Raw genomic sequence first — 21940 nt, forward strand, 5'->3', positions numbered from 1 at the left:
CAGGGCCAAGCAATCGTTCTACGGTGAGGTGGACAAGTGAGCACCTACGGTTCGTTTCCCGGTTCGCGGCCCCGGCGGCTGCGGACCAGCCCCGCGATGCGGCGCATGGTCGCCGAGACGCGGCTGCACCCGGCCGATCTGATCCTGCCCGCCTTCGTGCGGGAGGGGATCAGCGAGCCCGTGCCGATCGACGCGATGCCGGGCGTCGTCCAGCACACCCGGGACACGCTGAAGAAGGCCGCCGTGGAGGCGCTGGAGGCCGGGGTCTCGGGGATCATGCTGTTCGGCGTGCCGGAGGAGGCCAAGAAGGACGCCCTCGGCACGGCGGGCACCGACCCCGACGGGATCCTCCAGGTCGCCCTGCGCGACGTGCGGGCCGAGGTCGGTGACGACCTCGTCGTCATGTCCGACCTGTGCCTGGACGAGACGACCGACCACGGGCACTGCGGGGTCCTCGACGACCGGGGGCGCGTCGACAACGACGCCACCCTGGAGCGGTACGCCGAGATGGCGCAGGTCCAGGCCGACGCGGGCGCGCACGTGGTCGGGCCGAGCGGGATGATGGACGGCCAGATCGGCGTCATCCGCGACGCGTTGGACCAGACCGGGCACGAGGACGTCGCCGTGCTCGCGTACACCGCGAAGTACTCCTCCGCGTTCTACGGCCCCTTCCGTGAGGCCGTCGGCTCCTCGCTGAAGGGCGACCGCAAGACCTACCAGCAGGACCCGGCCAACAGCCGCGAGTCCCTGCGGGAGCTGGCGCTCGACCTGGAGGAGGGCGCCGACATGGTGATGGTCAAGCCCGCCGGGCCCTACCTGGACATCGTCGCCAAGGTGGCGGACCACGTGGACGTGCCCGTGGCCGCGTACCAGATCTCCGGCGAGTACGCGATGATCGAGGCCGCCGCCCAGCGCGGCTGGATCGACCGGGACAAGGCGATCATGGAGTCGCTGACCGGGATCAAGCGGGCCGGGGCCAACCTGATCCTCACCTACTGGGCCACGGAGGTCGCGCGGCAGCTCTGAGCCGCCGGGTCCGGTGCGCCGGGGTGCCGTCGCCGGGTGCCGCCGGTCCGGGGCCGCGGGGGTGCGCGCTTGACTTCACCTTTGGTTGAAGTTTCAGAGTGGGGCGTGTCGAAGCGTTCGCCGCCCCCTCGGGAGGACCCCATGCACGCCGTTGTACTGCGCGAGTTCGGCCCCGCCCACAACCTCCGCCAGGAGGTCCTGCCCGACCCCGAACCGGGGCCGGGCCAGGTCCGGATCGCCGTCCGGGCGGCGGGCGTCCACTTCATCGAGACCGTGCTGCGGGCGGGCGCCGCCGGTGAGCTGGCCCCGCCGCTGCCCGAGCTGCCCCACGTCTTCGGCGGGGAGGTCGCCGGGGTCGTCGACGCGGCGGGCCCCGGCGTCGACACCTCCTGGCTGGGGCGGTCCGTGGTGACCGCCCACGGGACGCCCGGCGGCTACGCCGAGCTGGCCGTCGCCGGGCTCGACGAGGTGCATCCGCTCCCCGACGGCCTCGGGTTCCAGGCCGCCGTCGCCATGGTCGTCACCGGCAGCACCGCCGTCGGCCTGCTCGACATCGCGCGCCTCACCGCCGCCGACGTGGTCCTGGTGACCTCCGCCGCCGGGGGTGTCGGGCGCCTCGTCGTCCAGCACGCGCTCGCCGCGGGCGCCACCGTGGTGGGCGCCGCGGGCGGCGGCGCCAAGAGCGGCGCCGTGCGCGCGCTCGGCGCCCACGCCGTCGACTACCGTCAGGACGGCTGGGACGACGCCGTCCGCGAACTCCTCGGCGCCGAGCGGCCCTTGACCGCCGTCGTGGACGGCGTCGGCGGTGCCGTCGCCGCCACCGCGTACGAACTCGTCGCCGACGGCGGGCGGTTCGTGTCCATCGGCGCCGCCTCGCAGGTCGGCTTCGCCCCCGCCACCGACCGGGTCCGTCACGTCGACGCCCTGCTCGAACTGCTCGCCCGGCCCGAGGACCGGCCAGGACAGGAGCGCCGCGCCCTCGCCGCCGCCGCGCGCGGCGACCTCGTCCCGGCGGTGCAGTCCTTCCCGCTGTCCCACGCCGCCGAGGTGCACGCGGCCCTCGAACGCCGGGAGACCACCGGCAAGGTGGTGCTCGTCCCGTGATGCCGTGGCGGTTCGGCGCCCGGATGCCCTACTGCGTCTTCAGCAGCTCGGACAGGCGCGACAGGCCGTCGGCGGCGTACCCCTCCGCGACGGCGCGGTCCAGGAGGGGCTGCAGCCCGGCGAACAGCTCGTCGCTCACGCCCTGTTCGGCGAAGGCGGCAAGCAGGTTGGGGAACGCCGCCTGATTGACCGCCAGGCTGGACACGTCCGTCAGGTGCTGCCCGGACTCCAGGGCCTCGGCCGTGCCGGGCACGATCCCGTGGACCATCGCGGTGATCCACTCGGCGAGCAGCGGCGCGAACTCCTTCGGCGCCACGCCCGCCCGGCCCGTCATCGCGAACGCCTGCGCCACGCCCATCACCATGCCGTACATGCCGGTGAGCAGCGACAGGTCCCACAGCGCCGCGAGCCCCGCGTCCGTGCCGACCCACCTGGTGCCGGCCAGTGCCGCGAGCGTCTCGCGGTGCTCGGCGTAGGCCTGCTCGTCGCCGCTGTAGAGGATGTACGCGCCCGGCGTCGCGATCATCTGCGGGATCGCCATGATGCCGCCGTCCACGTACGCGACGCCGTGGTCCCGGGCCCATCCGGCCAGCTCACGGGCCTGGCCGGGCGTGCCGTTGGTGACGTTCACCAGGGTGCGGCCGCGCAGTTCCCCGGCGAGGGGCGCGAGCAGCTTGTGCACGTCGTCGTTGGTCGTGAGGCAGACGATCACCAGCGGGGCCGCGGTGACCGCCGCGGCGGCCGTGTCCGCCGGGAGCGCGCCCTGGGCGACCAGGGGGCCCGTCTTGGCGGCCGTACGGTTCCAGACCGTGGTCGGGTGGCCCGCCTTGAGCAGCGCGGCGGCCAGGGCGGACCCCATCATGCCGAGGCCCAGGACGGAGACGGGACGCTCGGCGGGGGTGTGGGCGGTGGCGGACATGGGGGCTCCTTCGATGCTCCGGTCGGGCCGCGGAGGAGCCCCCGTACCGGAGTACGGGGGCTCGCTCGCCGGGAATGCCTCGATCCTCTGTCCGCACCGGACTTCCGACAAGTACCGACTATTAAGTGGGGTACTTACCGAGAGGTTCGCACGGGGTGGTGCGCGGGTGCCGGGAGGTCACCAGACCAGGGCGTCCGCCGGGTTCGGCTGCCAGTAGGTGACGAAGGCCGAGCTGTCCACGTACACGCCGCCCGCCGGGAGCTTCGGGTACGTCACGGAGCCCGCGCCGCCGTCCATCGCGCGGTTGGAGAAGAGCACGCCGAGCTTGTCGGCCTGGTAGCCCTCCGAGCCCTCCGCCGACGAGGTGCCGATGCCCGCGTACGCGCTCTCGCCGGGCTTCAGGGCGATGACCGACTGCGGCGCGCTGTCCTCGATGACGCGGATGGACGACTGCGCGTCGTCGAAGCGCAGGAACGGGGCGTTGTACGCGTAGCACGTCTTCGTGCCGGTGTTCTTGGCCGTCAGGAGCAGGTGGTTCAGCGGACGCTGCACCTCCTGGACGGTCACCTTGGTGTTGGCGGCGGTGCACGTGACGGTGGCCGCCGCCTTGGCGGGCGCGGCGGTCGCCGACGTACCGGCGAGGGTGGTGAGGGAGAGCGCGGCGGTGAGGGTGGCGAGGACGGCCGCGGTGCGGTGGGTCTTGCGCATGGTGGGTTCCTGTTCCTTCTGGTTGTTTCGTCGGTTGGTCGGTCGGTCGGCTGGTCGGTCCGCCGGTCTCTTCCGGCTTGTACTGCGGCGGAGGTTCCGCGGCGGGGGTCAGTTGAGCGCGTCGGTCGAGCTGCTCAGCCAGTAGGTGACGCGCAGCTTGTCGTCCACGTGCACGCCCTTGGCCTGGAGCATGGCGTCGGCCATCCGGTCGCTGCCCTCGAAGCCGACCTTGAGGCTCTGGGCGGTGCGGCCCTCGCCGCCGCTGCCGTCGCCGGCCGAGAGGATCACGCCGGCGTAGCCCTTCGCGCCCGGCTTGAGCGAGGTGACCGCCTGCGGCTTGGTCTCCTCGATGACCGGCGGGACGGACTGCGCGTCCTCGAACTGGAGGCGCGGGTAGCCCTTCAGGTCGCACATCTTGGAGCCGGTGTTGGTGACGGTCAGGAGCATGTAGTTGAGGGGCCGCTGGACCGGGGTCGCGGTGACGGAGGTGTTGGCGGCGGTGCAGGGCACGCGGTTCGCCGGGGCGTAGGGGTCGGCGTCCTTGGCGCCGGACGCTCCCGCGGAGGCCTTGCCTGAGCTGCCGGAGCCACCCGTTCCGCCGGAGCCGCCGGTGGCGCTTCCGGAGGAACCGGAGGAGCCGGTGGAGCCCGACGTGCCGCCGGAGCCGCTGCTTCCGGTGTTCGCGCCGGAGTCGGCGCTCGCGCCGCCGTCGGTGCCGCCCGACTGCTGCCCCGCCGACTGCGTGGGCTTCGCGGCGCCCTCGTCCCGGGTGCCTTCGTCGTTGTCGCACGCCGTGAGCGAGAGCGCGGCGACCGCGAGCGCCGCGGCGGCGAACAGGCGGGTACGGGGACGTCGGAGGGGCGCACGCATGGCGGGTCTCTTCTCGTGTGACGGGGTAGACGCGAGCCGCTCGGACGGACTTCCGGAAGCGGCGTGCTTGGATGACCCACAGCTTGCGCGGCGTTGTGTCCCAGCCGTTAGCGTTGCCGCGGCATCGGGGACACTGGAACGCTTGCAACGGCACTGACCTGGGGGAATAGGCGTCACCTGGAACGGTGGCGCGGGATGGAGGACGACGTGGGGGCGGGCGATCTCGCCGAGTTGCTGCGGGAACTCAAGGAGCGTTCCGGGCTCAGCTACGGCGTGCTGGCCAAGCGGCTGCACGTGAGCACGTCGACGCTGCACCGCTACGTGAACGGCACCGCCGTACCGACGGAGTTCGCTCCGCTGGAGCGGCTGGCCCGTCTGTGCAAGGCCAGACCCGAGGAGCTGGTGGAGGTCCACCGGAGGTGGATCGTCGCCGACGCGACCCGGGGCCGGAAGGCGGAGCCGCCGACGGGGGCCCGGCCCGCGACGCCCGCCGGGCCTGAGGCCACCGCCCCCGCGAGCGGTGCCGCGCGGTCGCAGCCACCCTCGGAGCCGCAGCCGCAGCCGCAGCCGCAGCCGCAGCCGCAGCCCGGGTCGGAACTCGCACCGGAATCATCACCGGCACCAGAACAAGAACCGGAACCAGAACCGGAACCGGAACCGGAACCGGAGCCGATGCCGACTCCGGACCCGCACACGACGCCCCGGCTCCGGACCGGCCCCCGCCTCCCACGCCGCAAGCGGCAGCGCCTCGTCGTGCTCGCCGCCGTCGGTGTCGTCCTCGCCCTCGGCGGCACCGCGCTCGCCGTGCACGGCGCGTCGGACGGTTCCGGCGGCGACGGGAGGAACGCCGCCGCGGACGCCGGGCCCCGTACGGGCGGCACCGAGCGCCCGCCGTCCACGACGGGCGAGGGGGACCCGTCCGGCAAGCCCTCCGCCGCCGCCTCCACCGGGCCGTCGAAGGGCAAGGGGAAGGCCGCCGACAAGGAGGCAGGGGCCGGGAAGGACGGCGGCCCGGCGAAGGGCCCGGGGAACGGGAAGGGCGGCGAGGGCGGCGAAGGCCGGGCTCCTGGCTCCCACGGCCAGGGCGAGGCCCCGGGCAGCGCCTCCGGCCGCGCACCCGTCACCGTCTCCGCCCAGTCGCAGTACTGGGACAGCCCCTGCGGATACCCGTACCTCATCAACCGCCCCCCGGACCGGCTGCCCACGCCGCCCGGCGAGCAGGACGCCGAGAGCTGGGTGTCCGCGTTCGGCGCGGTCGCGGCCGGCGAGCAGGGCGTGAAGTTCACCGTCCAGGGGACGGGCGAGGACACCGTCGTGCTCAACTCCCTGAGCGTCCGGGTCGTCGGCAGGGCCGCGCCGCCCGACTGGAACAGCTACGACATGGGCTTCATCGGCGCGGGCTGCGGCGGCGGCGTGGCCAAGCACGTCTTCGACGTACGCCTGGACAACGGGCAGCCCGCCCTGGTCCCGCAGGGCGGCGACTCCTTCCCCTACACGGTCAGCGAGAGCGACGTCGAGGCCTTCTACGTCTACGCCGAGGCGAAGACCCGGGACGTGCGCTGGTACCTGGAGCTGGAGTGGTCGAGCGGCGGCCGGCACGGGACGCTCGTCATCGACGACAAGGGCCAGCCGTTCCGCACGTCGGCGGCCCCGGACAACCCGACCTACGGCTGGTCCCTCGACAAGAGGAAGTGGGTGAAGATGCGCCGCGACCCCAACGGGGGCGAGCACGAGGCGGACGAGTAGCGGCCACCGTCGGCCCAGGGGGCCACCGTCGGCCCAGGGGGCCACGGGCGGCCCAGGGGGCCGGACGGCGAGGGGCGCGGCGGCACAAGGACGGCGAGGACAACCAAGGCGGCGAGCCCGGACGAGCAGCGTGCGCAGAAAAGCGGTGTGAGCGCTTCCGTGGAGTGGAGCCCCGGGCTCCGGCAGAGGGGCGGGCCGGACGCGTGCGGGCAGGGCGCGGGCCGGGTCCCGCGGGCGCGCCCGGGGCGGCGCGTCCGTATCGCGAAACCGCTCTTGTAGGCGTCACTGAGGCGCTTAGGCTGCCTGAAAACCGAAGGAGCCGCTGATGACCGCCACCGCCCCCGCGCCCCGCACCACTCCCGTCCCGGCCCTCGCGGCCCGCGCCGCCTCCGTCGGCGGCTCGCCGGTACGTGACATCCTCGCGGTCACCTCACGCCCTGAGGTCATCAACTTCGCCGGCGGCCTGCCCGCGCCCGAGCTCTTCGACAGGGACGGCGTCGCCGCCGCGTACCAGGCCGTCCTCGCCGAGTCGCCCGGACAGGCCCTGCAGTACTCGACGACCGAGGGCGAACCCGCCCTGCGCGCCCTGATCGCCGACCGCTACGCCGAGCGCGGCCTGGCCACCCACCCCGACGACATCCTCGTCACCTCCGGCTCGCAGCAGGCCCTGTCGCTGATAGCGACCGCGCTCGTCGAGCCCGGCGACACCGTGCTCGTCGAGAACCCCTGCTACCTGGCGGCGCTCCAGGTGTTCGCCTTCGTGGGCGCGCGCGTGGTGGCCGTACCGGGCGACGAGCACGGCATCGACCCCGGGGCGCTGGAGGCGCTGGTCGCCGAGCACCGCCCGAAGCTGCTGTACACCGTGCCGACGTTCCAGAACCCGAGCGGGCGGACCATGCCCCTGGAGCGGCGCGCCGCCGTCGCCGAGGTGGCCGGGCGGTGCGGGCTGTGGATCGTCGAGGACGACCCGTACGGGGAGCTGCGCTTCGAGGGCGACCGGGTGCCGTGGATGGCCTCCCGGCCCGGCGCCGAGGACCGCACCGCGCTGCTCGGCAGCTTCTCCAAGGTGATGGCGCCCGGGCTGCGGCTCGGCTGGCTGCGCGCCCCCGCCGCGCTGCGGCGCGCCTGCGCCATCGTCAAGCAGGCCGCCGACCTGCACACGCCCACCATCAACCAGCTCGCCGCCGCCTGGTACCTCACGCACCGCGACCTGGACGCGCACGTGGCGCGGGTCGCCGCCGTGTACGGGCAGCGGCGGGACGCGATGCTCGAGGGCCTCGCGGACGCGCTGCCCGCGGGCTCCACGTGGAACCGCCCCGAGGGCGGGATGTTCCTGTGGGTGCGGCTGCCCGACGGGTACGACGCCACGGAGCGACTGCGGGCCGTGGTCGCGCAGAACGTCGCCTACGTGCCCGGGGCGCCGTTCTGCGCGGGCGCCCCCGACCCCGCGACGCTGCGGCTGTGCTTCGTCACGCAGACCCCCGAGGAGATCGCGGAAGGGCTGCGCCGGCTGCGGCTCGGCCTGGCCTGACCGCGGCCCGGCGACCGGTGGCCGCCCCCGCCCCGGCCGTGGCGGGGGCGGGGGCGGCGGCGACCACTACAGGCGCTCGGGCGTCCTGATGCCGAGCAGCGCCATGCCCCGGTGCAGGGTGCGGGCCGTGAGGTCGCAGAGGAACAGCCGGTTCTCCTTCTGCTCCTCCGTGTCCGCCTTGAGCACCGGGCACTTGTCGTAGAACGTCGTGTACAGCGACGCGAGCTGGTACAGGTACGCCGCCAGCTTGTGCGGCGCGTACTCCGCCGCCGCCTCGAAGACCGTGTCCCCGAACGCGTCCAGGTGCAGGCCGAGCCCCCGCTCCGCCGGGGCGAGCGCCAGCTCGGGGTGCGCCGCCGGCCGCGCGTCGCCCGCCTTGCGCAGGATCGACTGGATCCGGGCGTACGCGTACTGCAGGTACACCGACGTGTCGCCGTTGAGCGACACCATCTGGTCCAGGTCGAACTTGTAGTCACGGCTCGGGGACGTCGACAGGTCCGCGTACTTCACCGCGCCGATGCCGACCTGCGCGGCCCGCTCCTGGATCTCGTCCTCGGTGAGGTCCTGCGCCTTCTCGCGCACGACCTCGGCGGCCCGCTGCACCGCCTCGTCGAGCAGGTCCTCCAGGCGCACGGTCTCGCCCGCACGCGTCTTGAACGGCTTGCCGTCCGCGCCGAGCACCGTGCCGTAGCCCATGTTGTGCGCGGTGACGTCGTCGTTCAGCCAGCCCGCGCGCCGCGCCGTCTCGAACACCATCCGGAAGTGCAGGGACTGCCGCACGTCCACCACGTACAGCAGCGTCGTCGCGCCGACCTCGAAGACGCGGTTGCGGATCGCGGACAGGTCCGACGCCGCGTAGCCGAAGCCGCCGTCCGCCTTCTGCACGATCAGCGGGACCGGCTTGTCGTCCTTGCCCTTGATGTCGTCGAAGAACACGACGAGCGCGCCCTCCGAGCGCACCGCCACGCCCGACTCCTCCAGGAGCCGCGCCGTCTCCGCCATCATGTCGTTGTACGCGGACTCGCCGACGATCTCCTCGTCGCGGATCTCCATGTCCAGCTTCTCGAAGACCGAGTAGAAGTAGACCTTCGACTCGTCCACGAACCGCTGCCACAGGGCGAGGGTCTCCTCGTCGCCGGACTGCAGGGCGACGACCCGCCTGCGGGCCCGCTCCTTGAACTCCTCGTCCGCGTCGAAGACCGCGCGCGAGGCCTTGTAGACCCGGTTCAGGTTCGAGATGGCCTGCTCGCCGTCCGTGTCGGTCTCCGGGGCGAGCTCGTCCGGGTTCTCGATCAGGTACTGGATGAGCATGCCGAACTGGGTGCCCCAGTCGCCGATGTGGTGCCGGCCGACCGTCTTCTCGCCCGTGAAGTCGAGCATGCCGCGCAGCGCGTCGCCGATGACCGCCGAGCGCAGGTGGCCGACGTGCATCTCCTTCGCCACGTTCGGCTGGGCGTAGTCGATGACCGTGGTGCCCGGCGCGTCCTTCAGGGGCACGCCCAGGCGGTCGCCGTCGGCCGCGCGGGCCGCGAGCGTCTCCGTGATCGCCCGGTCGGTGACCGTGATGTTCAGGAAGCCGGGCCCGGAGACCTCGACGTCCTTCAGGAGCTCCGGCGCGTCGATGCCCTCGACGACCTTCGTCGCCAGCTCGCGCGGGTTGGCCTTCTGCTTCTTGGCGAGCGCGAGGATGCCGTTCGCCTGGAAGTCGGCCCTGTCGCTACGTCGCAGCAGCGGGTCGGCGGGGGCCGCGTCCGGCAGGGCTGCCGAGAGGGCGTCCGCGAGGCGCTGGTGGACGGAGGTGGTGAGGGACTGGACCGAGGCCATGGAGTGGGTGCCGTTCTCCTCGAGGGTGTGGGTGGGCACGGTCAGTATTTCACGGGGGGTCCAGCGGATTTCCGCGTCGCGGTCGGGGCCCTCGCGGGGGCGCCCCAGGCCCGCCCCTTCCCGAAACCGGTGGCTGCCGCCCCCGGGCCCCCGCCCTCCTCGTCTGGGGCTCCGCCCCTTTCCCCCTTCATCAGCGCTCCGCGCCTCGTCCTCAAACGCCGGACGGGCTGGAATCTCCTCGACGCGTCGTCGTCGGGTGTCCGTCAGTCGACGACGGCGCGCGGCGGACGATCTCAGCCCGTCCGGCGTTTGAGGACGAGGCCGGAGGCCGGTGGAGGGCGGGTGGGTGGGGGAAGAGCCGGGTCCGCCGGGCAGGTGGGAGAATGGCCGGGTCCAGCGGTACGCCCGTACGTACCGGCATCGAGGCAGGAAGAGAAGGGCGCCGATCGTGGCTCAGAGCACCGATACCACCGACTGGGTCTCCCGCTACGCGGACGAGGTCATCGCCGAGTCGGAGCGTCGTGCCCCGGGCAAACCGGTCGTCGTCGCCTCCGGCCTGTCCCCGTCCGGCCCCATCCACCTGGGCAACCTGCGCGAGGTCATGACCCCGCACCTGGTCGCCGACGAGATGCGCCGCCGCGGCCACCAGGTCCGGCACCTGATCTCCTGGGACGACTACGACCGGTACCGCAAGGTCCCGGCCGGCGTCCCGGGCGTCGACGAGTCCTGGGCGGAGCACATCGGCAAGCCGCTGACGTCCGTGCCCGCGCCCGCCGGGTCCGCGTACCCGAACTGGGCCGAGCACTTCAAGGCCGCGATGGTCGCCTCGCTGCACGAGCTGGGCGTCGAGTTCGACGGCATCAGCCAGACCGAGCAGTACACCTCGGGGGCGTACCGCGAGCAGATCCTGCACGCGATGAGGCACCGCGCCGACATCGACGCGATCCTCGACCAGTACCGCACCAAGGACAAGGCCACCGGCAAGCCCAAGGGCAAGCAGCAGCAGAAGCCCGTCGACGAGGCCGAGCTGGAGGCCGCGGAGGGCTCCGGCGCGGCCGCAGAGGACGACGGCAGCGGCGGCTCCGCCGGGTACTTCCCGTACAAGCCGTACTGCGGCCGCTGCGAGAAGGACCTGACCACCGTCACCTCCTACGACGACGCGTCGACGGAGATGGCGTACGTGTGCACGGCCTGCGGCTTCGAGGAGACCGTCCGGCTGAGCGAGTTCAACCGCGGCAAGCTCGTCTGGAAGGTCGACTGGCCCATGCGCTGGGCCTACGAGGGCGTGGTCTTCGAGCCCAGCGGCGTCGACCACTCGTCCCCGGGCTCGTCCTTCGTCGTCGGCGGGCAGATCGTGCGGCAGGTCTTCGGCGGGGCCCAGCCCATCGGGCCCATGTACGCCTTCGTCGGCATCAGCGGCATGGCCAAGATGTCCTCCTCCAAGGGCGGCGTGCCCACCCCGGCCGACGCCCTGAAGATCATGGAGGCGCCGCTGCTGCGCTGGCTGTACGCGCGGCGCAAGCCCAACCAGGCCTTCAAGGTCGCCTTCGACCAGGAGATCCAGCGCCTCTACGACGAGTGGGACAAGCTGGAGGCCAAGGTCGCGGGCGGCGAGGCGCTGCCCGCCGACGCCGCCGCGCACGCCCGCGCCGTGCGCACCGCCGCCGGTGAGCTGCCCCGCACCCCGCGTGTCCTGCCGTACCGGACGCTCGCGTCCGTCGCGGACATCACCGCCGGGGCCGAGGACCAGACCCTGCGCATCCTCAGCGAGCTCGACCCGGCGAACCCGCTGGCCTCCCTGGACGAGGTCCGGCCGCGCCTGGACCGCGCGGAGAACTGGATCAGCACGTACGTGCCCGCCGACGCCCGCACCATCGTGCGCGCCGAGCCGGACACCGAGCTGCTCGGCTCCCTCGACGACGAGGGCCGCGAGTCGCTGCGGCTGCTCCTGGAGGGCCTGGACACCCACTGGTCCCTGGACGGCCTCACCACGCTCGTCTACGGCGTGCCGAAGGTCATGGCCGGGCTCACGCCCGACGCCAAGCCGACGCCGGAGCTGAAGGTCGCCCAGCGGTCGTTCTTCGCCCTGCTGTACCGCCTGCTCGTCACCCGCGAGACCGGGCCGCGGCTGCCCACGCTGCTGCTCGCCGTGGGCGCCGAGCGGGTCCGCAAGCTGCTGGGCGCCTGAGTCCCGCGCCCGCACGCCCCGCACCCGTCCTGCCCCGCCGCGCGCGGGGGAGGGCGGGTGTTGTGCATCCTTCGGGCTACCCGGAGTTCCGACCGGCGGACGATGTTCCGGGCGGCGGCGCGGGCGAGCCTGAGGACATGAAAGACATCACCGCCATTGTCGGCTGGGTCGTCGGCATCCAGGGCGCCCTCGGACTCCTCGGCAAACTCTTCACGGGGGAATCCTGGGGGCTCATCCACAAGTGGTGGGACGTGCCCACGGCGGGCTACGCCGTGCTGCTCGTCCTCGGCGCGGCGCTCGCGTTCCTCGGCGAGCGCCGCGGCAGCGTCCGCCCACGCCGCTGACCCGGCGTCACGCGATGTGCTCCTCGGCGTCCAGGTCCTGCTGGTAGCGGTCGCGGAAGTCCCGCAGGTACGGGCGCAGGGTGCTCTCCGTCAGCGGACCGCCCGACTGGCCCGTCACGCCGTACAGATCCAGCAGGTACAGGCTGAACTGCCGGGCGTTCGGGTAGTCGCCCATCTCGCTCACGTACTTGCGGAAGGCCGTGAAGTACGCCTCCTCGCGCGTCATGTCGTCCGGCAGACCGGGCCCGTCGGCGCCCGGCCCGGGCAGCGCGTCGTCGGCGGCGTGCTGCTCCGCGGCCGACGCCGACGGCTGGGGGCCGGGCGCCTCCTCGCGCGGGCCCGGGATCAGCCGGCCGTTCGCGAGCGGGCGGGTACGGCCCGGACCCGACGGGACCCGGACCCCGCGGGCGTCCGGAGCCGCCGCGGCCTCCGCCGCCCCGGCGACGTCCGTGGCGTCCACGGCCTCGACGGCCCCCGCCGCCCGCGCCGCGTACGGCCGCACGTCGTACGCCTCGGCCTCCTCCGCCTCCTCGTACGCCTCGGCCTCCTCGTACGTCTCGTACGCCTCGTCGGTCTCGTGGCCGTCGTGGGTCCCGCGTGCCTCGCGCGCGTCGTACGCCTGCTGCTCCCGGTACTGCTCCTCCGCGTGCGCCGCCTGCTCCTCGTACCACTCGTCGTACGGGGCCTCCGGGTCGTACGAGATCGGCGCCTCGCCCTGCGCGCGCGGCTGCTGCGGCGCCGCGAACCACGGGCTGCCGTGCTCGCCCGGAGCCCACTGGCCCTGCGGTCCCTCGGGCCCCGCGACACCCTCCGGGCGTCGGGACCGGTGGGGCGGGGAAGGCTGCTGAGACTGCTGAGGCCGCGCGGACTGCTGGGCCTGACGCCGGCCCTGGTGCTGCGGCGCTTGCTGTGCCGGGTGGGTCTGCTGGGCCGACTGTGGCTGCTGTGCCGGGTGGGGCTGTTGGCGTGCCCGAGGCGACTGGAGGGGCTGCCGTGGCGTGAAGGCATCGGGCTCGCCCGGCACGGGGTGCTGCTGTGGCTGCTCCGGCGCGGCCTTCGCCAACGGCTGCGGGGCCGACGGCACGGGTGCCGGGGCCAGTTCGGGCTGGGCGGCCACCGGGGCGGGCGGCAGCACCGCGGGCTCGATGCCCGCCGCCGCCAGACCCGCCGGGGCCGTCTCCGCCAGCGGCACCCCGTACCGGGCAAGCCGCAGCGGCATCAGCGACTCCACCGGGGCCTTGCTGCGCCAGCGGCGGCCGAAGCGGGACCGCAGGCGCGCCTGGTAGACGAGACGTTCCTGCTCCAGCTTGATCACCTGGTCGTAGGAGCGCAGCTCCCACAGCTTCATCCGGCGCCACAGCAGGAACGTCGGCAGCGGGGAGAGCAGCCAGCGCGTCATGCGCACGCCCTCCATGTGCTTGTCCGCCGTGATGTCCGCGATCCGGCCGATCGCGTGCCGCGCCGCCTCCACCGCGACCACGAAGAGCACCGGGATGACCGCGTGCATGCCCACGCCCAGCGGGTCGGGCCAGGCCGCCGCGCCGTTGAACGCGATGGTCGCCGCCGTCAGCAGCCACGCCGTCTGCCGCAGCAGCGGGAACGGGATGCGGATCCAGGTCAGCAGCAGGTCGAGCGCCAGCAGCACGCAGATGCCCGCGTCGATGCCGATGGGGAAGAAGTAGGAGAAGTCGCCGAAGCCCTTCTTCTCGGCGAGGTCACGCACGGCCGCGTACGACCCGGCGAAGCCGATCCCGGCGATGACGAGCGCACCGAAGACGACGACCCCGATGAGTATCCGGTGCATGCGCGTGAGCTGCATCGCGGCCACCCGCGAACCCCTCCCTCTGACGGCTGTTGCGAGCGACAGCGTGGCACATGTGTGCGGGCGAGCGTGAGCCGGTACGGGCGGAGCGGGCCCCGAAGGCACCGGCGCGGGCGGGCGGGACCGCGTCCGCCGGGCCCCGGGGAACGGGTGCCGCGGCGTGGGCGGGACCGCGTCCGCCGGACCGGGGGCCGCGTTCCCCGGCACGGGCGGGTGTGCGCCCCGTCCGCCGCCGCCTGTGTCACAGCTCGTCAACAGCCCCAACCGCACAGGGCCGTTCGCCCTCTCCCCGGACGGGGACGGCAGCCGCCGTCCACCGCACGCGACCCGCCGAGGAGACCACCGCCATGCCCCAGACGCCCACCCCAGCGATCCGGCCCCTCCGTCGCCGGGCCACGGGACTCGCCGTGGCCGGTACGGTGCTCGCCCTCGCCGCCCCGCTGACCGCGACGGCCGCACCGCAGTTGGCGGCGGGCACGACGGGCCAGGCCCGCGCCGCGGCGGCCGACCCGGTCTCCGTCCTGTCGTACACCGCCAAGGAGCGCAAGGACGCCCTCGCCTACTGGACGCCCGCCCGCATCAAGGCCGTCGGCAGGTCCGTGGACCTCGGGCCGACCGGGCCCAAGGCCAAGCCCTGGCGGGGCACCCCGCCCAAGACCGTGGGGCGGCTCTTCTTCGTCAACGCGAACGGGGCCGACACCTGGTGCACGGCCACCGCCGTCAAGAGCGCCAACCGCTCCGCCGTGATGACCGCCGCCCACTGCGTGCGCCGCGGCTCCTCACCCTTCAACACCAACACCGCGATGGTGTTCGTCCCCGGCTACCACAAGGGCGAGAAGCCGTACGGCACCTTCGCCGTCCGCACCGCCGCGACCCCGCGCACCTGGGAGAAGAAGTCCACCAACGACATGGCCGCGCTGACCGTCGACCCCGACAAGGGCGGCCGCGAGCTCACCGACGCCGTCGGCGGCCAGGCCGTCGCCTTCGACCGCCCCGTCGGCGGCACCGTCTCCGCCCTCGGCTACTCCGCCACCCGCCCCCAGCTCGGCGAGAGCCTCCTGCACTGCGTCGGCAAGCCCAGGAAGACCCACGGCCTCCAGGCCATCCCCTGCGACATGAGCGGCGGCTCCAGCGGCGGCCCCTGGCTCACCGACTTCGACGCCACCACCGGCAAGGGCGTCCTCGTCTCCGTCAACAGCGCCCTCGACGCGCTGACGCCGACCGAGATGCGCGGCGAGGTGTTCGGCGCCACGGCCAAGAAGGTCTACGAGCGGGCCCAGCGCCGCTGACGCACCCTCCGGCCGGGGCTCCGGGGCCGCCGGCCAGGGCTTGGGGCCGGGCCGCCGCGACGCGCGCCGGTACGGCCGGAGCCCGGCCGCGCGGGCGGCCGGGCTCCGTGACACCCCTGCGAATAGGGGTCGTTACGCGCTCTTGGGCTTGGCGCCGTCCTTCGCCCCGCCCTCGCCGCCGTCGAGCGCGGCGCCCTTGCCGCCGTCGCCCTCGGCGCCGTCCTTGCCGCCCTTGGCGTCGTCCTTGGCGTCGTCCTTCGCGCCGCCCCCCGGCGCCTTCGACGACGCGCCGCCGCCCGGCTCGTTCGCGGCGACGACCGCCCCGACGGCCTCCTTCGCGGCCTTCTGCGTGTCCTTGGCGAGGTCGCCGCCGTCCGGCTGCTTGTCGCCCGCGAGACCCGCGCCGTTGTAGTCGATGGCGACGACGGCGTTCTCCACCCGCGCCACCAGCGTCTGCTGCTTGAAGGTCTCCTTGTCCTTCTTCAGGTCGTACGAGACCAGCGTCGCCTGGTCACCCGTGCCCGGCACCGGCGTGGTCTTCACGTTCTTGGCGCCCTTGACGGCCTGCGCGTCCGCGACCTGCTTGGTGAAGTTGGCCTGCGCGCGCTTCGCGCCGCTGCCGAGGGACTGGTCCGACTCGAAGCGGTTCAGGGCCACGCGCAGCCAGCGGAACTGGGAGCCGTCCACGCCGTTGTCGTCGAGGCTCTCCCACGTGCAGTTGCCCCGCGTGGACACGTCGTCCGACGTGCCGGTCCTGCCCGACTTGTCCTTGGCCGCCGGGACCAGGTCGCCGAGCGTCTTCTTCGTCAGCGTCTCGCAGGGCTCGGGCAGCTTGGCGAACGCGGCCTTCTCGACGGTCGGCGTCTCCTTGCCGGAGCCCGACGGCGCCGAGGCGGAGGACTCGGCCCCCGTGTCCTTCTTGGCGCCGTCCGAACCGGAGCCGGAGTCGTCCCCGCTGCACGCGGAGGCGAAGAGGATCACCGGTGCGGCGGCCGCGCCCACCAGAACGCGGGTGAGTCGCTGGCGCTGTCGCTGTGCGGGTCGGTGCATGGTTCCTTCACTCGTGTTCGCTCGTGGCGTCCGTGCCGGGTGGTGCGTACGGGCCATGGGGTCCGTTGAGCCACCGTACGCGCTGGGCGCCACGGGTGACCCGGCTTCCCGGGGACCCGGTCCGGCGCCCCGCCACCGTCAGCCGTCGAACTCGTCGACGAGGCTTTCCGCCAGTTCGCGCGCGTTGTCCTGCATTTCCTTGGAGTCCGGCACCTCGGTGCCGCGGGCCGGCTGCTCGTCGTACTCGACGGTGACGACGACGTTCGACGTGCGGAACACCACAGTCACGGTCCGGTGGCGGCCGGCCGAGGCGGCGGTGGTGAGCACGTCGTCGAGGAAGGCCTCGTCACCGAGGTCGTCGAGGGAGCGGGGTTCGAGCCCGGCGGGGGTCGCCCCGGCGGCACCGTCGGTGAGCCCACCGTCACCGACACCCCCACCGTCGGCGGCGTCCGTGGCGTCGGTGGCGTCCCCGGACCCGGCGTCGTCACCGCGCCCGGCCACCTCCACCTTCCCGGCCTTGTCGGCCTTGCCGCTATTGCCGCTCTTGCCGGTTTTGCCGCCCTGCGGCTTCGCGGCGGTCCCGGAGGACTTCCCGGGGCCCGGCTCGGAGCCCTTGGAGCCCTCGGCCCCCTCACCCTTCCCGGACTTCTCCGGCTTCGCGGAGCCCTCGGAGCTCTCGGAGTCCTCGGAGCCCTCGGACTCCTCCGGCTCCGACTCCGCGTCCGACGGCGGCTCCGGAATGCCCGCCTCGCGGAGCTTCGTCCGGTACACCTCCTGCGCCCGGGCGTCGTCGCTCACGGCCCCGTCGTACGACACCACGCGCTCGAAGTCGACCAGCAGGTGGTGCGTGGCGTCGGCGGACCCCACCTTCCAGCGGCAGCCCACGCGCCGGTCGGTGTCGTACGTGACCGTGGCCGCGCCCTCGTAGGCCTTCTCGCGCTGCCTGGGGTCCTCGACGTCCGTGAGGCCGGGCAGCATCGCGTCGAGCGCCGAGCGGTCGACCGTGCCGCAGGCCTCGGGCAGCGTGCGGTACTTGCCGGGCTCCGCGGCCGCCGTCGCGCCGGCCGTGTCGCCGGACTTGCCGTCACCGCCGTCGTCGGAGCCCGAGTCGCCGGTGCAGCCGGCGAGCAGCGCCACGAGGAGCACGGCGGCACCGGGTGCGTAGACCTTCCTCCGCTGCACCGTGCACGCTCCTCTCGGTCCTGCGGCCCGTCCGGCCTGGTTATTGGGTTGCCGCCGACGGGCGACCGGTGGACACAATGTGTATCGCACGCGCTGCCGTGGACGCCGGTCCGTTTTCCCATTCGTCGACCTTGGCTCCGGTATTTGCGCTCCAGTGCTTTTGCTTGCTTGCGGGGGAATGAGGACGGTATGTCGTACGTAGAGGTGCCCGGCACGCAGGTGCCGATCCGGATGTGGACCGACCCGGCGTCGGTCGAGGACGCCGCGATGCAGCAGTTGCGCAACGTGACCACGCTGCCGTGGATCAAGGGCCTGGCCGTCATGCCGGACGTCCACTACGGCAAGGGCGCGACGGTCGGCTCGGTCATCGCCATGAAGGACGCGGTGTGCCCGGCGGCGGTGGGCGTCGACATCGGCTGCGGCATGTCCGCGGTGAAGACGTCCCTGACCGCCAACGACCTGCCGGGTGGCCTGTCCCGGCTGCGCTCGAAGATCGAGCAGGCGATCCCGGTGGGGCGGGGGATGCACGCCGACCCCGTCGACCCGGGCCGCTTCCACGGCTTCGCCACCGCGGGGTGGGAGGACTTCTGGGGACGGTTCGAGGGGGTGGCCCAGGCGGTGCGGTTCCGCGAGGAGCGGGCCGTCAAGCAGATGGGAACCCTCGGGTCGGGCAACCACTTCACTGAGGTTTGTCTGGATTCGGAGGGTTATGTCTGGTTGATGCTGCACTCCGGCTCCCGGAACATCGGCAAGGAACTGGCCGACCACCACATCGGCGTGGCCCGCGACCTGCCGCACAACCAGGGGCTCGTGGACCGTGACCTGGCGGTGTTCATCGCGGACACCCCGCAGATGGCGGCTTACCGGAACGACCTCTTCTGGGCTCAGGAGTACGCGAAGTACAACCGCGCGATCATGATGGCGCTGCTGAAGGACGTCGTCCGCAAGGAGTTCAAGAAGGCCCGGCCGACCTTCGAGCAGGAGATCTCCTGCCACCACAACTACGTGGCCGAGGAGCGGTACGACGGCATGGACCTGCTCGTCACCCGCAAGGGCGCGATCCGCGCGGGCTCGGGGGACTACGGCATCATCCCCGACTCCATGGGCACCGGCTCGTACATCGTGAAGGGCCTCGGCAACGAGGCATCCTTCAACTCGGCCTCGCACGGCGCGGGCCGCCGGATGAGCCGGAACGCCGCGAAGAAGCGCTTCTCCACGCGCGACCTGGAGGAGCAGACGCGGGGCGTGGAGTGCCGTAAGGACGCGGGCGTCGTGGACGAGATCCCCGGCGCGTACAAGCCGATCGAGCAGGTCATCGACCAGCAGACCGACCTGGTCGAGGTGGTCGCGAAGCTGAAGCAGGTCGTCTGCGTCAAGGGGTGAACCCACGACGGGGCTGGGCGTGGGGCGTGGTGATCCGGGCCCGGGTGGTTACTTCGCGTGGGAGATCGCGTAGATCATGACGAAGGCCACGATGTGGATGCCGAAGAGGAAGTAGGCCAGGTACCACCAGACCAGGCGCTCGTCCTTCTTCTCCTGGGCCAGGCGGCGGGACTCGCGTTCGTGGGTGAGCCGCGCCAGGGGGTCGGGGGAGTGGGGGGAGCCGCCGGGGGCGCCGGGGTCGTCGGCGGCGTAGGTCACGGCTGTTCCCGGTGGACCTTGGTGTTGGAGGCCTGGGCGCGGGGGCGGACGACCAGGAGGTCGACGTTGACGTGCGGCGGGCGGGTGACCGCCCAGGTGATGGTGTCCGCGACGTCCTCGGCGGTCAGGGGCTCGGCCACGCCCGCGTAGACCTTCGCGGCCTTCTCCGCGTCGCCGCCGAAGCGGGTCAGGGCGAAGCCCTCCGTCCGCACCATGCCGGGCGCGATCTCGATCACGCGGACGGGGGTGCCGACGATCTCCAGGCGGAGCGTCTCGGCGAGGACGTGGGCGCCGTGCTTGGCGGCCACGTACCCCGCGCCGCCCTCGTACGTGGCGTGGCCCGCCGTGGAGGAGACCACCACCACCGTGCCGTCGCCGCTCGCGGTGAGGGCGGGCAGCAGGGCCTGCGTCACGTTCAGCGTGCCGATGACGTTGGTCTCGTACATCTGCCGCCAGTCCGCCGGGTCGCCGGTGGCGACCGGGTCGGCGCCGAGCGCGCCGCCCGCGTTGTTCACCAGGACGGCGATCGTCCGGAAGGCCGAGGCGAAGGTGTCGACGGCCGCGCGGTCGGTGACGTCGAGGGGGTACGCCGTCGCGCTGTGGCCCGCCTCCGTCAGCTCCGCCGCCAGCGCCTCGATCCGGTCCTTGCGGCGGGCGGTCAGGACGACGCGGTACCCGGCCTCGGCCAGGCCGCGGGCCGTGGCGGCGCCGATGCCGCCGCTGGCGCCGGTGACGACGGCGATGCCGTGGGTGCGGGGGGTCTCGGCGTGCGGCATGGGCGCTGCTCCCTCGGTGCGGGGCTCGTACGGGCGTTCTTCTCGCTCCGCCCGTCAGGATAGGCCCGGCGCCTCAGTCGCCTCGCGGCGCGTACATGATCACGGCCATGCCGGCGAGGCAGACGAGGGCCCCGACGACGTCCCAGCGGTCGGGCCGGTAGCCGTCCGCGACGGCGCCCCACGCGAGCGACCCGGCCACGAAGACCCCGCCGTACGCGGCCAGGATGCGCCCGAAGTCGGCGTCCGGCTGGAGCGTCGCGACGAAGCCGTAGACGCCGAGGGCCAGCACGCCCGCGCCGATCCACACCCAGCCCCGGTGCTCCCGCACGCCCTGCCAGACCAGCCAGGCGCCGCCGATCTCGAACAGCGCGGCGACGGCGAACAGGGCGGCGGAGCGGGCGATCAGCATGCGACCAGAGTGGCATGGGCGACGTCCCCCTCCGGGGCTCGCGGACGCCGTGGTCGGGCGGCGGCTACGGCGCCTCGCCCCGCAGGTCCAGCGCCCAGTCGTGGCACCGCCGCCACTGGCCCTTCGGGTACTCGAAGTCGCCCGACCCGACCAGCGTGAAGCCCGCCTTGCGGCAGACGGCGTTGGACGCGGCGTTCGTCGCGGCCGGGAAGGCGTGCAGCGAGCCGTGGCGCCCGCTCGCGCGGGCCTCCTCGGCGACCAGGCGGGTCGCGGCGACGGCGATGCCCCGGCCCTGGAACCCGGGCAGGACGCCCCAGCCCGCCTCCCAGATCGTCTCGCCGCCGTGGATGGTCTCCCAGCACCCGACGAGGCCCGCCGCCTCGCCCGTGTCCGCCGTCAGGATCTTGTACATCCGGCCGCGGTCGTCCAGGCCCACGTACCGCCGGTGCCGGTCGCGCAGTTGCTCGTCGGTCTCGGGGCCGCCCAGGTGCTCGGTCATCTCCGGCGTGTTGTGCCGCACGAGCTGCGCGAAGTCGCCCTCGCCGTAGGGGACGAGCCGGACGGTCCCCGCCCCGGTCGTCATCGGTGTCCGCATCGGTGTCCGCTCCATGTCCTCACGGTAGGGGCAGGGTCTGACAATCCGCCCTGACCTGGGGGTTCGCCGGTCGTTGTCACCGGGACGCGTACGCCGTCGGCGGTACTCCCACCGTGGCCGTGAAGTCCCGTACGAGGTGGGCCTGGTCGGCGTACCCGAGGTCGGCCGCGAGCCCCGCCCAGTCCACCGCCGCCTCGGTCTCCGCGCGTTCCAGGGCCTCGTGGATGCGGTACCGCAGGATGACCCACTTCGGCCCGACCCCGACGTACGCGGAGAACAGCCGTTGCAGCGCCCGCACCGAGACGCCCTCGGCCCGGGCGAGGGCGCCGACCCGGCGTACGGAGCGGTCCGCGCGGACGTGGTCCACCAGGGCCATGGCGAGGTCGGCCTGCGGGTCGGGCACGGGCCCGTGACGCAGCAGGAAGGCGTCGAGCGCGGCCACGCGCGCGTGCTCGTCGTCGGGTCCGGTCACGTCCTGTGCCGCGGTCGCGGGCACGGCCCTGAAGACGTCGCCCAGGGGGAGCTGCCGGCCGGTCAGCTCCGCGACCGCGTGCCCCGGGGCGAACGGCCGGAAGCCGCCGGGCCGGAACTGCGCGCCGCAGACGTGCCCGCGCCCTTCGAGCTTCTTGCGGAACAGCCCCAGGCCGACGCCCGCCACCTCGCCGGAGGGCGCGCCGGTCGGGGGCTGCTGGAAGACGAGGTTCACGGAGGGGTGCGGCACGACGTGCGACACGTAGGGCTCGGGCAGGTCCCAGTCGATGAGCCAGTAGTGCTCCAGGTAGGGCCGCAGGGGCGGCGCGGGCACGTGGCGCCGGAACCGTACGTGCCGCAGCAGCCCGGCGGCGTCGACGATGCCCCGGGTGTCGCGGCGAGGTCTTGGGGCGGCGGGCATGGCGTGATCGTATGCGCGGGCGGG

At 73.5% G+C, this 21940-nt stretch carries 20 protein-coding genes; 8 read left to right on the forward strand and 12 right to left on the reverse strand.

What is annotated here, in order from left to right:
* The first annotated feature begins 36 nt into the window (after nt 1-36).
* Both hemB and IE330_RS19300 read left to right on the forward strand, forming a co-directional pair.
* On the forward strand, nt 37-1026 hold the full coding sequence (gene hemB, locus IE330_RS19295) for a porphobilinogen synthase (RefSeq protein ID WP_190137301.1): 990 nt from the start codon (nt 37-39) through the stop codon (nt 1024-1026).
* 141 nt (nt 1027-1167) lie between these two features.
* Nucleotides 1168-2130 carry a zinc-binding dehydrogenase gene (locus IE330_RS19300; RefSeq protein ID WP_190137302.1) on the forward strand — a complete coding sequence of 321 codons (963 nt, stop codon included), beginning with the start codon at nt 1168-1170 and terminating at the stop codon, nt 2128-2130.
* Nucleotides 2131-2158: 28 nt separating this feature from the next.
* Here the strand turns inward: IE330_RS19300 and IE330_RS19305 are convergent, their stop codons facing one another.
* The 3 genes from IE330_RS19305 to IE330_RS19315 all read right to left on the reverse strand — a co-directional run bounded on the left by IE330_RS19305 (nt 2159) and on the right by IE330_RS19315 (nt 4627).
* The gene (locus IE330_RS19305) at nt 2159-3049 is read right to left on the reverse strand and encodes an NAD(P)-dependent oxidoreductase (protein ID WP_190137303.1); all 891 of its coding nucleotides are present in this window, start codon (nt 3047-3049) and stop codon (nt 2159-2161) included.
* Nucleotides 3050-3226: 177 nt separating this feature from the next.
* Nucleotides 3227-3757, reverse strand: coding sequence for a DUF4232 domain-containing protein (locus tag IE330_RS19310; RefSeq protein WP_190137304.1), 531 nt, complete (start codon nt 3755-3757; stop codon nt 3227-3229).
* A 108-nt stretch (nt 3758-3865) separates the two neighbouring features.
* Nucleotides 3866-4627 (reverse strand): DUF4232 domain-containing protein, encoded by a 762-nt coding sequence (locus IE330_RS19315; RefSeq protein WP_190137305.1) that lies wholly within the window; start codon nt 4625-4627, stop codon nt 3866-3868.
* A 195-nt stretch (nt 4628-4822) separates the two neighbouring features.
* Here IE330_RS19315 and IE330_RS39050 point away from each other — a divergent pair, with 195 nt between their 5' ends.
* Both IE330_RS39050 and IE330_RS19325 read left to right on the forward strand, forming a co-directional pair.
* A complete protein-coding gene (locus tag IE330_RS39050; protein ID WP_229925771.1) occupies nt 4823-6373 on the forward strand; it encodes a helix-turn-helix domain-containing protein in 1551 nt (516 codons plus the stop codon).
* A gap of 325 nt (nt 6374-6698) precedes the next feature.
* Nucleotides 6699-7904 carry an aminotransferase-like domain-containing protein gene (locus IE330_RS19325; RefSeq protein WP_190137306.1) on the forward strand — a complete coding sequence of 402 codons (1206 nt, stop codon included), beginning with the start codon at nt 6699-6701 and terminating at the stop codon, nt 7902-7904.
* 66 nt (nt 7905-7970) lie between these two features.
* Here IE330_RS19325 and argS read toward each other — a convergent pair whose 3' ends face one another.
* Nucleotides 7971-9728 (reverse strand): arginine--tRNA ligase, encoded by a 1758-nt coding sequence (argS, locus tag IE330_RS19330; RefSeq protein ID WP_190137319.1) that lies wholly within the window; start codon nt 9726-9728, stop codon nt 7971-7973.
* A 448-nt stretch (nt 9729-10176) separates the two neighbouring features.
* Here argS and lysS point away from each other — a divergent pair, with 448 nt between their 5' ends.
* A complete protein-coding gene (gene lysS / locus IE330_RS19335) occupies nt 10177-11916 on the forward strand; it encodes a lysine--tRNA ligase (RefSeq protein WP_308439026.1) in 1740 nt (579 codons plus the stop codon).
* A 137-nt stretch (nt 11917-12053) separates the two neighbouring features.
* Nucleotides 12054-12260, forward strand: coding sequence for a hypothetical protein (locus IE330_RS19340; RefSeq protein WP_190137308.1), 207 nt, complete (start codon nt 12054-12056; stop codon nt 12258-12260).
* Between the two features lie 7 nt (nt 12261-12267).
* Here the strand turns inward: IE330_RS19340 and IE330_RS19345 are convergent, their stop codons facing one another.
* Nucleotides 12268-14088: a DUF2637 domain-containing protein gene (locus tag IE330_RS19345; protein WP_373314689.1), complete on the reverse strand. Its 1821-nt coding sequence runs from the start codon at nt 14086-14088 to the stop codon at nt 12268-12270.
* Between the two features lie 341 nt (nt 14089-14429).
* On the opposite strand from IE330_RS19345, the gene IE330_RS19350 reads away from it, so the two are divergent.
* Nucleotides 14430-15371 (forward strand): trypsin-like serine peptidase, encoded by a 942-nt coding sequence (locus tag IE330_RS19350; RefSeq protein WP_190137309.1) that lies wholly within the window; start codon nt 14430-14432, stop codon nt 15369-15371.
* A gap of 132 nt (nt 15372-15503) precedes the next feature.
* On the opposite strand, the gene IE330_RS19355 is transcribed toward IE330_RS19350, so the two are convergent.
* Both IE330_RS19355 and IE330_RS19360 read right to left on the reverse strand, forming a co-directional pair.
* On the reverse strand, nt 15504-16421 hold the full coding sequence (locus IE330_RS19355) for a DUF3558 domain-containing protein (protein WP_190137310.1): 918 nt from the start codon (nt 16419-16421) through the stop codon (nt 15504-15506).
* Between the two features lie 138 nt (nt 16422-16559).
* Nucleotides 16560-17603, reverse strand: coding sequence for a DUF3558 domain-containing protein (locus IE330_RS19360; protein ID WP_190137311.1), 1044 nt, complete (start codon nt 17601-17603; stop codon nt 16560-16562).
* 189 nt (nt 17604-17792) lie between these two features.
* Here IE330_RS19360 and IE330_RS19365 point away from each other — a divergent pair, with 189 nt between their 5' ends.
* Nucleotides 17793-18986, forward strand: a complete 1194-nt coding sequence (locus IE330_RS19365) for an RtcB family protein (protein ID WP_190137312.1) — start codon at nt 17793-17795, stop codon at nt 18984-18986.
* A gap of 48 nt (nt 18987-19034) precedes the next feature.
* Here IE330_RS19365 and IE330_RS19370 read toward each other — a convergent pair whose 3' ends face one another.
* The 5 genes from IE330_RS19370 to IE330_RS19390 form a co-directional block, all read right to left on the reverse strand.
* Nucleotides 19035-19244, reverse strand: a complete 210-nt coding sequence (locus tag IE330_RS19370) for a hypothetical protein (protein ID WP_190137323.1) — start codon at nt 19242-19244, stop codon at nt 19035-19037.
* Nucleotides 19241-20020 carry an SDR family NAD(P)-dependent oxidoreductase gene (locus IE330_RS19375; RefSeq protein WP_190137313.1) on the reverse strand — a complete coding sequence of 260 codons (780 nt, stop codon included), beginning with the start codon at nt 20018-20020 and terminating at the stop codon, nt 19241-19243. The genes IE330_RS19370 and IE330_RS19375 overlap by 4 nt, the downstream gene beginning before the upstream one ends.
* Before the next feature lie 73 nt (nt 20021-20093).
* Nucleotides 20094-20429 carry a YnfA family protein gene (locus IE330_RS19380; protein WP_190137314.1) on the reverse strand — a complete coding sequence of 112 codons (336 nt, stop codon included), beginning with the start codon at nt 20427-20429 and terminating at the stop codon, nt 20094-20096.
* Nucleotides 20430-20493: 64 nt separating this feature from the next.
* Nucleotides 20494-21039, reverse strand: a complete 546-nt coding sequence (locus IE330_RS19385; protein ID WP_229925772.1) for a GNAT family N-acetyltransferase — start codon at nt 21037-21039, stop codon at nt 20494-20496.
* Nucleotides 21040-21100: 61 nt separating this feature from the next.
* Nucleotides 21101-21916, reverse strand: a complete 816-nt coding sequence (locus IE330_RS19390) for a helix-turn-helix domain-containing protein (RefSeq protein WP_190137315.1) — start codon at nt 21914-21916, stop codon at nt 21101-21103.
* Nucleotides 21917-21940 lie beyond the last annotated feature (24 nt).

It is taken from the genome of Streptomyces longispororuber (assembly GCF_014656095.1).
Taxonomy (GTDB): domain Bacteria; phylum Actinomycetota; class Actinomycetes; order Streptomycetales; family Streptomycetaceae; genus Streptomyces; species Streptomyces longispororuber.

Coding starts and splice junctions, on each gene's coding strand:
- IE330_RS19350 (WP_190137309.1), top strand. CDS start 14,430: ATGCCCCAGACGCCCACCCCAGCGATCCGGCCCCTCCGTCGCCGGGCC.
- IE330_RS19310 (WP_190137304.1), bottom strand. CDS start 3,757: ATGCGCAAGACCCACCGCACCGCGGCCGTCCTCGCCACCCTCACCGCC.
- IE330_RS39050 (WP_229925771.1), top strand. CDS start 4,823: ATGGAGGACGACGTGGGGGCGGGCGATCTCGCCGAGTTGCTGCGGGAA.
- IE330_RS19365 (WP_190137312.1), top strand. CDS start 17,793: ATGTCGTACGTAGAGGTGCCCGGCACGCAGGTGCCGATCCGGATGTGG.
- IE330_RS19315 (WP_190137305.1), bottom strand. CDS start 4,627: ATGCGTGCGCCCCTCCGACGTCCCCGTACCCGCCTGTTCGCCGCCGCG.
- IE330_RS19300 (WP_190137302.1), top strand. CDS start 1,168: ATGCACGCCGTTGTACTGCGCGAGTTCGGCCCCGCCCACAACCTCCGC.
- argS (WP_190137319.1), bottom strand. CDS start 9,728: ATGGCCTCGGTCCAGTCCCTCACCACCTCCGTCCACCAGCGCCTCGCG.
- IE330_RS19390 (WP_190137315.1), bottom strand. CDS start 21,916: ATGCCCGCCGCCCCAAGACCTCGCCGCGACACCCGGGGCATCGTCGAC.
- IE330_RS19305 (WP_190137303.1), bottom strand. CDS start 3,049: ATGTCCGCCACCGCCCACACCCCCGCCGAGCGTCCCGTCTCCGTCCTG.
- IE330_RS19355 (WP_190137310.1), bottom strand. CDS start 16,421: ATGCACCGACCCGCACAGCGACAGCGCCAGCGACTCACCCGCGTTCTG.
- IE330_RS19325 (WP_190137306.1), top strand. CDS start 6,699: ATGACCGCCACCGCCCCCGCGCCCCGCACCACTCCCGTCCCGGCCCTC.
- IE330_RS19375 (WP_190137313.1), bottom strand. CDS start 20,020: ATGCCGCACGCCGAGACCCCCCGCACCCACGGCATCGCCGTCGTCACC.
- IE330_RS19380 (WP_190137314.1), bottom strand. CDS start 20,429: ATGCTGATCGCCCGCTCCGCCGCCCTGTTCGCCGTCGCCGCGCTGTTC.
- IE330_RS19385 (WP_229925772.1), bottom strand. CDS start 21,039: ATGGAGCGGACACCGATGCGGACACCGATGACGACCGGGGCGGGGACC.
- IE330_RS19340 (WP_190137308.1), top strand. CDS start 12,054: ATGAAAGACATCACCGCCATTGTCGGCTGGGTCGTCGGCATCCAGGGC.